10 protein-coding genes are annotated in these 12,259 nt (G+C 62.9%); 5 read left to right on the top strand and 5 right to left on the bottom strand.

Annotated features, from left to right (window positions below):
* The first annotated feature begins 12 nt into the window (after nt 1-12).
* The 5 genes from ACN0SO_RS14835 (at nt 13) to preA (ending at nt 7,269) form a co-directional block, all read left to right on the top strand.
* Nucleotides 13-1,269: an ROK family protein gene (locus ACN0SO_RS14835; RefSeq protein ID WP_417679023.1), complete on the top strand. Its 1,257-nt coding sequence runs from the start codon at nt 13-15 to the stop codon at nt 1,267-1,269.
* Nucleotides 1,266-2,684 (top strand): di-heme oxidoredictase family protein, encoded by a 1,419-nt coding sequence (locus tag ACN0SO_RS14830; protein WP_417679021.1) that lies wholly within the window; start codon nt 1,266-1,268, stop codon nt 2,682-2,684. The genes ACN0SO_RS14835 and ACN0SO_RS14830 overlap by 4 nt, the downstream gene beginning before the upstream one ends.
* Entirely contained in the window at nt 2,681-4,339 is a 1,659-nt protein-coding gene (locus ACN0SO_RS14825) for a CRTAC1 family protein (RefSeq protein ID WP_417679019.1), read from the top strand. Before ACN0SO_RS14830 ends, ACN0SO_RS14825 begins: the two co-directional genes overlap by 4 nt.
* A 260-nt stretch (nt 4,340-4,599) precedes the next feature.
* Nucleotides 4,600-5,937 (top strand): NAD(P)-dependent oxidoreductase, encoded by a 1,338-nt coding sequence (locus tag ACN0SO_RS14820; protein WP_417679017.1) that lies wholly within the window; start codon nt 4,600-4,602, stop codon nt 5,935-5,937.
* Nucleotides 5,938-5,958: 21 nt separating this feature from the next.
* Entirely contained in the window at nt 5,959-7,269 is a 1,311-nt protein-coding gene (gene preA / locus ACN0SO_RS14815) for an NAD-dependent dihydropyrimidine dehydrogenase subunit PreA (RefSeq protein ID WP_417679015.1), read from the top strand.
* Between the two features lie 110 nt (nt 7,270-7,379).
* On the opposite strand, the gene ACN0SO_RS14810 is transcribed toward preA, so the two are convergent.
* The 5 genes from ACN0SO_RS14810 to ACN0SO_RS14790 all read right to left on the bottom strand — a co-directional run bounded on the left by ACN0SO_RS14810 (nt 7,380) and on the right by ACN0SO_RS14790 (nt 11,681).
* A complete protein-coding gene (locus ACN0SO_RS14810) occupies nt 7,380-8,000 on the bottom strand; it encodes a LysE family translocator (RefSeq protein ID WP_417679013.1) in 621 nt (206 codons plus the stop codon).
* A 32-nt stretch (nt 8,001-8,032) separates the two neighbouring features.
* The gene (locus ACN0SO_RS14805; RefSeq protein WP_417679011.1) at nt 8,033-8,800 is read right to left on the bottom strand and encodes an alpha/beta hydrolase family protein; all 768 of its coding nucleotides are present in this window, start codon (nt 8,798-8,800) and stop codon (nt 8,033-8,035) included.
* A 42-nt stretch (nt 8,801-8,842) separates the two neighbouring features.
* Entirely contained in the window at nt 8,843-9,310 is a 468-nt protein-coding gene (locus tag ACN0SO_RS14800) for a DUF2269 family protein (protein WP_417679009.1), read from the bottom strand.
* A complete protein-coding gene (locus ACN0SO_RS14795; RefSeq protein ID WP_417679007.1) occupies nt 9,310-10,611 on the bottom strand; it encodes an SDR family oxidoreductase in 1,302 nt (433 codons plus the stop codon). Before ACN0SO_RS14795 ends, ACN0SO_RS14800 begins: the two co-directional genes overlap by 1 nt.
* A 131-nt stretch (nt 10,612-10,742) precedes the next feature.
* Nucleotides 10,743-11,681, bottom strand: a complete 939-nt coding sequence (locus ACN0SO_RS14790; protein ID WP_417679363.1) for an ABC transporter substrate-binding protein — start codon at nt 11,679-11,681, stop codon at nt 10,743-10,745.
* Between the last annotated feature and the right edge of the window lie 578 nt (nt 11,682-12,259).

Below are 12,259 nucleotides of genomic sequence, written 5' to 3'. Positions count from 1 at the left end.
AACCGTCAGCGCATGACACGGAAAGCGGACCGGGATCAGATCCGGCGACAGAATCGAAGCATCATCCTGAAGGCGCTGCGCCGGCAAGGGCCCATGGCCCGGATCGACCTTGGCCAGATCACCCGGCTGAGCCCGGCGACGGTCACGGCGATCACCTCGGACCTGCTTGCTCAAGGATTGATCGAGGGCATTGAAAGCGACGAGCCGAAAGCGCCCCAATCCCGCGGTCGCCCCCGGTCACTGCTGCAGCTCAATCCGGCAGCGGCCTGCGTGGTTGCGATCCGTCTTTCAGTCAATGCGATCGACATGTCGCTTGCGAACTTCGCCGGCGAGACCTTCCTGAACAAGCGCGTCCCCTTCGACAGCGCATCGGCGGATGCGGGTAGCTTTCCCATGCTCCTGATCGAAACCATCGAAACATTCGTCAGGGAAGCCGCCCTCCGGCCGGACAGCATCCGCGAAATCGGTGTGGCCGCGCAGGGCGTTGTCGACAAGGGTGCGGGCATGGTGGTCTGGAGCCCTGCCTTCGCCGGGCGCAACATTCCGATCGTTGCCCCGCTGACAAAGGCCTTCGATGCGGAATGCATCCTGTCCAACGACACCAACATGATCACCGAGGCCCTGCACTGGATCGATCCGGCGCGATACAGCGATACCTTCGCGGTGGTCATGCTCGACTACGGCGTCGGCATGGGCCTTTACCTCGACAATCGCCTGTTCGAAGGCGCCAACGGCATGGCGGCCGAGTTCGGCCATTCCAACCACATTCCCGGCGGGGCGCTGTGCCGCTGCGGCAAACGGGGCTGCATAGAGGCCTATCTGTCCGACTACGCGCTGGTGCGGGCGGCCACCCATCTGCCGGAAACGTCAGACCCGAAGGAAATCAATGCCGGCGTGGCCGGTCTGGCCGCCCTGATCGCACGCGCCGACGAAGGCGACGAGGACGCCCTGACCGCCTTTGCCAGTGCCGGCCGGGTCCTTGGCTACGGATTGGCCCGCCTGCTTGCCATTCTGGACCCCAAGCGCATCGTGCTCACCGGAGCTGCCATGCGGGCTTTCCGGTTCATGGAAGCCAGCATGTACCAGGGATTGGAAGAAGCCCTGGTCGAGGATCTCAGGCAGAATTTCGAGCTCGACGTGATGCCGTGGAACGAGGACTTTATCCGCAGGGGTCTCGTCGCCCAGGCCATGGACCGGCTCGACAAGGATTACCTTGGCGCGGCGACGCGCAAGACGGCCCCTCCGCGCAACCGGGGGGCGGCGGCATGAAACGGCGGTCGGCATCGCTGATCCTTCTCGCCGGCATCTGGCCGGCACAGGGATTTGCTGCCGATGCCGTTCCGCCCTGGTCGGAGCGGGGCATTACCGCAGATTTCGATTTCGACGCGCTCGCCAACGGGAACAAGGATCCTCTGCCCGATTTGGTGGAGCTGGGCGAAAAGCTGTTCAAGGCGAAGTTCGTCACCGAGGACGGCGCGGGCCGGCCGGAGGCGACACAGGCCATCGTGCCGACCAAACGACGCCGTCCTTCCGCCCTTGCCTTTCAGCGCATGGCGGGTCCGGACGCCAACTCCTGCGCCTCCTGCCACAACGAACCGGGGATCGGCGGCGCCGGCGCCTTTACCGCAAACGTCTTCGTCTCCGAGGGGTTCGAAAGCGCGGATTTCGATTCCATCGATCCGCAGTTTTCCAACGAGCGCGGTACGGTTGCCCTCGAAGGGGCCGGCCTGATCGAACTGCTCGGCCGGGAAATGACGGCAGACCTGCGCGCCCAGCGCCGCGCCGCGCTTCAGCAGGCGAGGCAAACCGGAAACCCGGTGACGGTGGCGCTTGAAACCAAGGGCGTCGGCTTCGGCAAGCTGACGGCGGAACCGGACGGGTCGCTCGATGTCTCCGGGCTGGAGGGGATAGACGACGACCTGACCCTGCGCCCCTTTGGCCAGAAGGGCGTCTTTGCGTCGCTACGCCAGTTCACAGTCAACGCCATGAACGACCACCACGGCATCCAGGCGCAGGAGCGTTTTGGCAAGACCTGGACGGGAACCGACGATTTCGACGGCGACGGAGTGAAAGACGAGATGAGCGTCGGCCAGATCTCCGCCCTTGTCGCCTGGCAGGCGACCCGTCCCGCCCCCGGGCGCATGGCGGATCTGCCCGCGGACTGGCAAAAGGCCGCCACGCGCGGCGAGAGCCTGTTTTCGGAAATCGGCTGCGCCGAGTGCCACCGCCCGGCCCTGCCGCTTGAAAGCCTGCGTTTCGAGGACCCTTCCCCGTTCGAAGGTGCCGGCACCTTGCGCCGGGCCGACGTGGCAAAGCCCATCGTGCTCGATCTCGCTGAACTGGACTGGGTCAGGGCGCTGCCGAGAGACGACGAGGGCCGGGTCCTGGTACCTCTGTTCGGCGACCTGAAACGGCACAAGATTACCGACGCGGCCCGCGACACGCTCGGCAACGAGTTGCTCAGCCAGCGCTTCGTCGCCCGCGACGTCTTCATGACGTCGGAACTCTGGGGCGTCGGCACCACCGCGCCCTACGGCCACCGGGGCGATATCACCACCTTGCACGAGGTGATCGAGGCCCATGGCGGGGAAGCCGCCGACGCAACCAAGGCCTATACGGGGCTTGAGGAGGCGGACAGGCAATCGATCATCGCCTTCCTGCGCAGCCTGGAGATCCCCGAATGAGCCGGCATGCAATCCATCTTGTCCTGGCCATGGCCGCACTCGCGCTTCCCGCGGCAGCGATTGCAGAAAACGCGCCGCGCCCTGTGTCGGCCGCCCCCCTTCCGCATTTTATCGAGGAGGCCGCAGAGGCAGGCATTGACCACACCTATGACGGCGCCTGGGAATTCTTCGTCGGCGGCGGCGTGGCGATCTTCGACTGCAACGGCGACCGGCGGCCGGACCTGTTCCTGGCCGGCGGCAAGAACCCGGCGCAGCTCTTCGAAAACCGGAGCCCGACCGGCGGCACGCTTGCCTTCAAGGCACGCGACATCGGCCTGCCGGACCGCCAGATCACAAAGGTGCTCGGCGCCTATCCGCTCGACTTCGACAATGACGGCATCGTTGACCTCGCCGTCCTGCGCCTGGGCGAGAACCTGCTGCTCAAGGGCAAGGGCAACTGCCGGTTCGAGGAGGCCAACCGGGCACTGGCCTTCGACGGCGGACGGGAGTGGACCACCGGCTTTTCCGCCGTCTGGGAACAGGGGCAGACCTATCCGACCCTTGCCTTCGGCAACTATGTCGACCGGTCGAAGCCGGGGTCGCCATGGGGGACGTGTCACGACAATTTCCTGTTCCGGCCGAACGAAGCAGACACGCTGCGCTATGATGAGGCCACCCGGCTGACGCCCGGCTATTGTGCCCTGTCGATGCTGTTCACCGACTGGAACCGGTCCGGCGAGCCTTCGTTGCGCATTTCCAACGACCGCCAGTATTACCGCGGCGGCGAAGAGCAGCTCTGGGCCGTGCCGCCCGGGCGGCCGCCGCGCGCCTATCGCCGCGCCGACGGATGGCGACACCTGAAAATCTGGGGCATGGGCATCGCCTCCATCGATCTCAACAGCGACGGCTATCCGGAATACGCCCTGACCAGCATGGGCGATACCAAGCTGCAGACGCTGGATGCGGAAGCGGACGAGACCGTGCCGGTCTACCGGGATATCGCCTTCGACCGGGGCGCCACGGCCCACAGGCCCTACACGGGCGACGACCTGCGCCCGTCGACTGGCTGGCACTCGGAATTCCAGGACGTGAACAACGACACCCTGTGGGACCTGTTCATCGCCAAGGGGAACGTGGAGGCCATGCCGGATTTCGCCGCCTTCGATCCGGACGACCTGCTGCTCGGTCAGTGGGACGAGAAATTCGTCGAAGTGGGCGACAAGGCCGGGATCGCGCTCAACCGGCGCGGCCGGGGCGCGGGGCTTGCCGATTTCAACATGGACGGGCTTCTGGATCTGGTCGTGGTCAACCGGGCCGGACCGGTCAGCCTGTTCCGCAACGTCGGCGCCGGTACGGCCGAAGAGCCAAGGCCCCTGGGCAACTGGCTGGCGGTTGAGATCCGGCAAGAGAAACACCAGCCGAATCGCTACGGCGTCGGCGCAAAAATCAGCGTGAAGATCGGCAACCGCAGCATCGTGCGTGACGTGCAGATCGGCGCGGGCCACGCCTCGGGCCAGCTCGGCTTCGTCCATTTCGGGCTCGGCGTCTCGGAACGGGCCCAGGTCCGCATCCGCTGGCCGGACGGCGACTGGAGCCACGGCTACCGGGTTTTCGCGAACTCTCACGTGATCATCGAGCGCGGCTCCGAAAAGGCCCGGCTCTGGTATCCGGAATAGGAACCCGACGGTTTGTTCGCCGGATAACGGCCTGAACTGCCCGTTCGGCGCGCCTGCCTTACTTTTTTGCATATGCCCATTCTGGCGATAACCGATTGAAATATCGCACTCTTATTTCATGAGTTTTTTTCTCATATTTTCAAGGACTTGGAAAATATTTGACTATTTGTTCAAATTTTTTTCCAATGCCGGATGACAGCCTCTTCACCCAATGAAAGAGGCGGCAAATTGAACGATCGCCACTCCTTCCGGAGATCAATATGACCGAGACGACTTCCGCGCCGGACATCGCCGCAGGGCGACTGTCAAAGGACGCACTGGACCAGAATTTTTGCGACCTGCACCCACTGCTCGACCCGCATGAAGCCCAGGTCGAGGCCGACCGTTGTTACTTCTGTTACGACGCGCCGTGCATGAACGCCTGCCCGACCGGCATCGATATCCCGCAATTCATCCGCCAGATCTCGACCGGCAATCCGACCGGATCGGCGAAGACGATTTTCGAACAGAACATCCTGGGCGGCATGTGCGCCCGCGTCTGCCCGACGGAAACCCTTTGCGAACAGGCCTGCGTGCGCAATGACGCGGAAGGCAAGCCGGTGAAGATCGGCGAGTTGCAGCGCTACGCCACCGACACCTACATGCACCGGGGTCTGCCGCAGCCGTTCAGCCGGGCTGCCGCGACCGGCAAGAAGATCGCCGTCGTCGGCGCCGGCCCGGCCGGTCTGTCCTGCGCCCATCGCCTCGCCGCCCATGGCCATGACGTCGTGGTTTACGAAGCGCGCGAAAAACCGGGCGGCCTGAATGAATTCGGTATTGCCGCCTATAAGGCGACCGAGGATTTCGCCCAGCGCGAAATCAACTGGCTGATGGATATCGGCGGCATCGAACTGCGCCTCGGCCAGATGCTTGGCCGTGACATTACGGTCGACGGTCTCCGCCAGGAATATGACGCCGTCTTCATCGGCATCGGCCTGCCGGCGGCTTCCAAGCTGTCCATTCCGGGGGCCGACCTGCCGGGCGTCGAATCCGCAATCGACTTCATCGCACGCCTCCGCCAGTCGAAAGACCTTTCCGGCCTGCCCATCGGACAGGATGTTGTCGTGATCGGCGGCGGCATGACCGCGGTCGACGCCGCGGTTCAGTCGAAACTCCTCGGCGCCCGCACAGTCTCGCTGGTCTATCGGCGCGGCCGCGAGCAGATGGCCGCCAGCCGTTACGAGCAGGACCTCGCGGCAAGCCACGGGGTTCATCTCGTCTTCAACGCCCGTCCCGCCGAGATCAGAGGCGACAATGCGGCGGAAGCGATCGTTTTCGAATACACGCGCCAGGAAGGGTCCAATCTGGTGCCGACCGGCGAAACCCTGGAAATCGCGGCCGACCAGGTGTTCGTCGCCATCGGTCAATGGATGGATGCCGAAACGGAAGACCTCGAACTCGACGGCACGACGCTTGCCCGCTTCGACGGCAACAAAAGCTCCGTTTCAAATGTCTGGGTCGGGGGCGATTGCGCACACGGTGGCGAGGACCTGACGGTCACGGCAGTCGAGGACGGCAAGATCGCCGCCGAATCGATCCACCGCGCCCTTTCCGCTTAAGTTCTTTTTGGAGATCCCGTCATGGTTGATCTGAGATCCGAATTCGTTGGCATCAAATCGCCGAACCCGTTCTGGCTGGCCTCCGCGCCGCCGACCGACAAGGAATACAACGTCGTCCGCGCCTTCAAGGCCGGCTGGGGCGGCGTCGTCTGGAAAACGCTTGGCGACGGCGACCCCATCGTCAACGTCAACGGCCCGCGCTACGGGGCCGTCCACGGCAAGGACCGGCAGCTCATCGGCCTGAACAACATCGAGCTGATCACCGACCGGCCGCTGGAGGTGAACCTCCAGGAAATCAAGCGCGTCAAGCGCGACTGGAAGGACCGAGCCCTGGTCGTCTCGCTCATGGTGCCTTGCGAGGAAGCCAACTGGGTCGCAATCCTGAAACAGGTCGAGGACACGGAAGCCGACGGCGTGGAACTCAACTTCGGCTGTCCGCACGGCATGAGCGAACGCGGCATGGGTTCCGCTGTCGGTCAGGTACCGGAATATATCGAGATGGTCACCCGCTGGTGCAAGAAGCACACGCGCATGCCGGTGATCGTCAAGCTGACGCCGAACATCACCGATATCCGTAAGCCCGCCCAGGCTGCCAAGGACGGCGGCGCGGACGCGGTGTCGCTGATCAACACGATCAACTCCATCGTCTCCGTCGACCTCGACAACATGTGCCCGAGCCCGGTTATCGACGGCAAGGGCGCCCATGGCGGCTATTGCGGACCGGCGGTGAAGCCGATCGCGCTCAACATGGTCGCCGAAATCGCCCGCGATCCGGCGCTCGCCGACCTGCCGATCTCCGGCATCGGCGGGGTGACCACCTGGCGCGACGCGGCCGAGTTCATCTCCCTCGGCGCCGGCAACGTGCAGGTCTGCACCGCGGCGATGACCTATGGCTTCAAGGTCGTGGAAGACATGATCGAGGGCCTGAAGGACTGGATGGAAACCGCCGGTTATTCCTCCGTCTCGGAAGTGGTCGGAAGGGCCGTTCCGAACTGCTCCGACTGGCAGCATCTCAACCTCAACTACATCGCCAAGGCGAAGATCGATCAGGATCTGTGCATCAAGTGCGGCCGTTGCCACATCGCCTGCGAGGACACCTCGCACCAGGCGATCACCAACATGGTCGACGGCGTGCGCAAGTTCGAGGTGATGGACGACGAATGCGTCGGCTGTAACCTGTGCGTCAACGTCTGCCCGGTGGACAACTGCATCACCATGGAACCCATGGCCGCCGGCAGCACCGACCCGCGCACGGGCAAGACCGTCGATCCGAACTACGCCAACTGGACGACCCATCCGAACAACCCGATGGCCGTCCAGGCAGCCGAATAACCTCCCGCAAGACCCGGCTTCGACCGCTTGCCCGAAGCCGACTTCGGCCCTCCTCCCCCGCCACCGGGAGGAGGGCTTTTTCACGCCTGTCCGGCGGTTTTCACAGCCTGCTAACGTGTGGTCGCCATCAAGACGCTGCCGCCCAGCAGGAATGTGCCTCCGGCATAGCCGATTTTCCTTCGTGCCGCTCTGCTCTGGAAGGCCCGACGGGCGCGGGTGGCGATCATGGCGTAAGCCGAGAGCAGAACAGCCACCACAAGGGTGGATGTCACCGTCAGGATGACCACCTGCTGTGCGAAACTGCCCGCCGGGTCGATGAACTGCGCCAGGAAGGCCATGTAGAAGACGATCGCTTTGGGGTTCAGGACGGCCGTGACGGCCCCGGCCCAGAGACTTCCCCATCCTGTGGACACAGTCTCAGGTCCGGGAAGTTCAAACGCATCCTTCCGGCTGTCGGCGATCTGCCGGTATCCAAGAAAGGCCAGATACAGAACGCCTGCCCATTTCACCGCCTGAAAGAGCACGGCGGACGCCGCCAGGATCGCGCCGACCCCCATGAAGGACAGACACATCAAGACGATGCTGCCGATCAGATCCCCGGCAATGCACATCATCGCGGCTCTTTTGCCCCTGGTCAGGGCCTGACCGATCACCAGAAGAACGCTGGGACCCGGAATGAGGGTCAGGACAATGCAGGCGATCGTGAATGCGATCCAGTTTTCAATGGACATGTGACGCTTTCTGAATTCCGGCTTGAAGCCTTTCAGGGTTCAATCGATAAATGCCGTTCCAGGAAGGCAACGAGATGTTCGTGGTGTTCGTTCTCGGACGCGCTGCCGGGGATGTGATCCTGTCCGTCATAATAATGGACCTCGGGATTTCGGCCATTCTTTTCCAATCGGGCCGATAACCTGCGGGTCATCTCGACCGACCAGACGCGATCGGCGGTCCCGTGACTGAGGAAGATCGGCCCGTTATAGCGCTCGATCTCGATCGGTTGCGTGGGAAGCAGATCTTCGGTGGAACCGCGCCAGGACCATGCACGCTGTGCCGGATCCCAGGATTGCCAGCCAGGATCCCCGGCATCACGATGCCGTCGCGCATCGAAAGCACCACAGACGACGTCCGGCGGACTATGAGCGGCCACGGCGTCCGGCATGCCTTCCAGGCCATCGCGCGCCATCAGCGAGGCCAGAAGAAGCGCATGCTCTGCTCCGCGCGACACACCGTAGAAAGCCACTTTGCCGCCCGTAGCCGGAAAGGCGCGAAGGGCGGCAAGCGCTTCCACGGTACGATCCAGCGGCACATCCTCGATACTGCCTGCGTTCCAGGCGTTGCCGCCCCTGGAATAGCCGAAAGGGAAGGCAAGGAAGCCGTGCGCCGCCAGCAACACGGCATTGCGATGGCTCCACCCCGAATAGGCACCTTCCGATCCGTGAAAGATCATCACGGCCGGAAAAGGCCCGTCCCCCGGCGGGCCATAGGTCGTGCCCCAATCCGGGATTAGTCGCCGAACGATTTTCAACGCCATGTTTTGCCTTTCGTTCTTCCGTTACAGCCGAATGACGGGCTTTCAGATATCCGGCTTGGTCAGCATCAGCCAGATGATGGCCAGGACGGCAATAAACGCCGGAAAGCCGCAGGCGAACCAGATCCGGTAGAGCCGGTGATAGGCGGGCGGCAGCGCGGTTCCCGCGTCCCGGGCGGAAGCTGCAAGGCGCCGCAGCCTGATCTGGATCCAGACCACCGGCAGCCAGAACGCGCCGACGAAGACATAAAGGCCGAGGGAGACGGCCACCCAGCCCTCCAGGACCGGATAGCCGGTTATGTTCGCCAAAAGCACGCCGGTGACGGGCTGGAAGATCGCCGCGGTCGCGGTGAAGACCGTGTCGGCCAGCACCACGATCCCGGCGGTATGGGCGATCAGGGCCGGATCCTGCGACCGGTTGGAGATCACCATGAAGAACGCGATGCCCGCGCCGGTTCCAAGCAACACGCAAGCGCCGATGACATGGGCAAACCGCAAAAGCTCGTAGACCATTATCGCCGCTCCAGCAAAAGCGCCGGGAAGAGGGCCAGCATCATCGCCGGCAGAACCTTGACCAGAGGTCCCAGCGGATCCGCCCACAGGTCCGGCGCGATGAAACTGCCGCCGATGAGATAGGCCAGCGAGACCGCGACCATTCCAAGGCTTGCCGGCCGGGTCCATTTGCGGACAAGGATCGCAAATCCAAGACCGATATCGATCACCGAGCCGCCCAGAACCGCCGTCCCGGCAAGAAAACCGGAAACGCCCTTGTCCGTCAGGACGGCTGCCGCTTCACCGAAGCTGAAAAAACCGATCAGGCCGGACAGGATCCAGAACAGGGACAGGACCGCGATCGCCGCGGGCAGCAGCAGATAGAGCCGCGAGAACATCCTTTCCTGCGGAGTTGCGGGCATGGCCTGTAGAGTCTCGTCCAGGCCGCGCAGGTGACGGCCGCCGCGCTTCTTCCATTCCGACGGATCGCCGACAATGCCCCCCGCCAGCGCCTTCAAGGCATTGGTGCGCAAGGGCGAGCGCCAGCCGAGCCAGCCGAGGGCATCCGCGCCCTTGCCTGTCAGACTGATCACGGCATCCGGGACCGGCAACATGGACCGCCAGGGCTTGTAGCCGAGCCAGGCCCTGATCCTTGTCGTGAGTTCTCCGAAACTTCGGGACTGATCTTCGGTTATGTCGGCAATGAACCGGACACCAAGCTCGCCGCCTGCCGCCTGAACCACCGCCTCGGCGAGATCTTCGACGAAGACGGTCCGGACGGGCACGCCGGATCGAATGGCAAACCCCACCCCCGGCATGGCGGCGCTTGCGCGCAGCAAGGCGGTGCCGCCGTAGGCCTCCGGCCCGATCACCAGAACGGGCCGGAGCACGATCCAGTTCAGGTCCGATGCGGCGATCAAGGCGTCTCCAGAAGCCTTGGTCCGGAAGAAATCCGTCGATGCATCTTCGGCAACGCCGGCGGCGGAGATCTGGATAAAGCGGGTATCAGAGCCGTTCAGCGCCGCGATCAGTTCCGCGATCGCGGTCTCATGGATGGCCTTCAGGCTGTCGCGTGCGCCGTCTTGCAGGGCGCCGGAGGCGTTGACCACCACATCCGCGTCGGCGAGGTCCCGTTTCCAGGTTGCCGCATCGGTGCGGGCAATATCGCGCTCCAGCCAGGCAATATCCGGATCGCTGGCAAGGCCCGCCGCCAGGGACCGGCCAATGCCCGTGACCTCGTAGCCGGCACGTTTGAGGGCGCGGATGCAGCCGGCGCCGATAAATCCGTATCCGCCCAGCACACAGGCTTTCTTGGCTGCCAAACTCCGCCCCTTTTTCCGTCAATGACAAAGGAGTGGCGCAAGCACGGATCATGCGCAACCGTTTCGGGCGTCAAAATGAAAAGGGCGCCCCGAGGAGCGCCCTTTCCCTTAACCAGATCCTGTGGACCGGATTACATCTTGTCGGTGACGACCGTGGTGGTGGCGCCTTCCGGCTCCTTGGTGATGACCGGATCGGAACCGCCGGCCAGCAGGGACTTCACGGTGCGCTCGTAAGCGGCCATGTCGAGCTTGCCGTCGGAGCCGTCAACCAGCTTGTTGATCTCGCGGACCATGCGCTTCTGGTGCTTTTCGGTCTGGGCGCCGGTGGCGTCGTTTTCAAGAACGATCTCGGCGGCTTCGTCCGGATTCTCGTTCGAATAGGCCCAGCCCTTCATGGACGCGCGCACGAACCGGGCGAGCTTGTCGACCATGGCCGGGTCCTTGAGGCTGTCTTCCAGCACATAAAGGCCGTCTTCCAGCGTGGCGACACCCTGGTCTTCATACTTGAAGACGATCAGGTCTTCTTCCGGAATACCGGCGTCGATCACCTGCCAGTATTCGTTGTAGGTCATGGTGGAGATGCAATCCGCCTGCTTCTGCAGCAGCGGGTCGACGTTAAAGCCCTGCTTCAGGACGGTCACGCCATCAGCTCCGCCTTCGGTCGGCATGTTGAGGTGGCTCATCCAGGACAGGAACGGATATTCGTTGCCGAAGAACCAGACGCCCAGGGTCTTGCCCTTGAAGTCTTCCGGCGACGTGATGCCGGTGTCCTTGCGGCAGGTGAGCATCATGCCCGACTTCTTGAACGGCTGGGCGATATTGACGAGCGGCACGCCCTTTTCGCGGCTGGCAAGAGCCGACGGCATCCAGTCGATGATCACGTCCGCGCCACCGCCTGCGATCACCTGCGGCGGAGCAATGTCCGGGCCGCCCGGCTTGATCGTGACGTCCAGGCCTTCCTCTTCGTAAAAGCCCTTGTCCTTTGCCACGTAATAACCGGCAAACTGACCCTGGGTGACCCATTTCAGCTGAAGCGTGAGCTCATCGGCCGCATGTGCAGCACCCGCCATGACCGTTGCGCCGAATACGGATGCAACCGCCAGAGCTTTCAAAGCCTTCAATGCCATTCCCCTACTCCTCTTTCGTCGGGGCCGACCGGCCCCTTCTCTGGAAACTTTCAAGACCAACGAAGCGAACGAGAGCCTTCTGCCCCTGCCGTCATGAACGCGCGCGCCATCGGCAGCCTATCCGCTCCGGTCCTCCGACGCCCGCACTCTTTTTGCTTTTTCGCGCGGGCAATTCGTCTGACCATTTGGTCAAGAAATCGTAGGGAACTGCCGAGCCTGTGGTCAAGGCGAATTTTTAATCAGAGGCAAATTTGGCGACGTCCGAAGACGACCCGGCACGATAACCGGCAACAGGCCATGCAACCCGCATCTCACCTTTTTCCAAATTTTGTTGCAAAATTCTTTGACAAAATCGCGCCTTATTCACCTCGACATCTTATATCCAGGAATAATAAATATTGTTATTTATACTGATAATCAACCTAAGTAATATCCAATACTCCTTTAGTTACTCAAAGTAATTATTTATTATATTTAGAATGACTAGACTCGGGTGACTTCCTTCTCTCAAGCGCTTCTCG

This window comes from Roseibium sp. (assembly GCF_048260565.1).
Lineage (GTDB): Bacteria > Pseudomonadota > Alphaproteobacteria > Rhizobiales > Stappiaceae > Roseibium.
The sequence above is the reverse complement of the archived record's forward strand: the minus strand, read 5'-3'. Positions and strand labels throughout refer to the sequence as shown.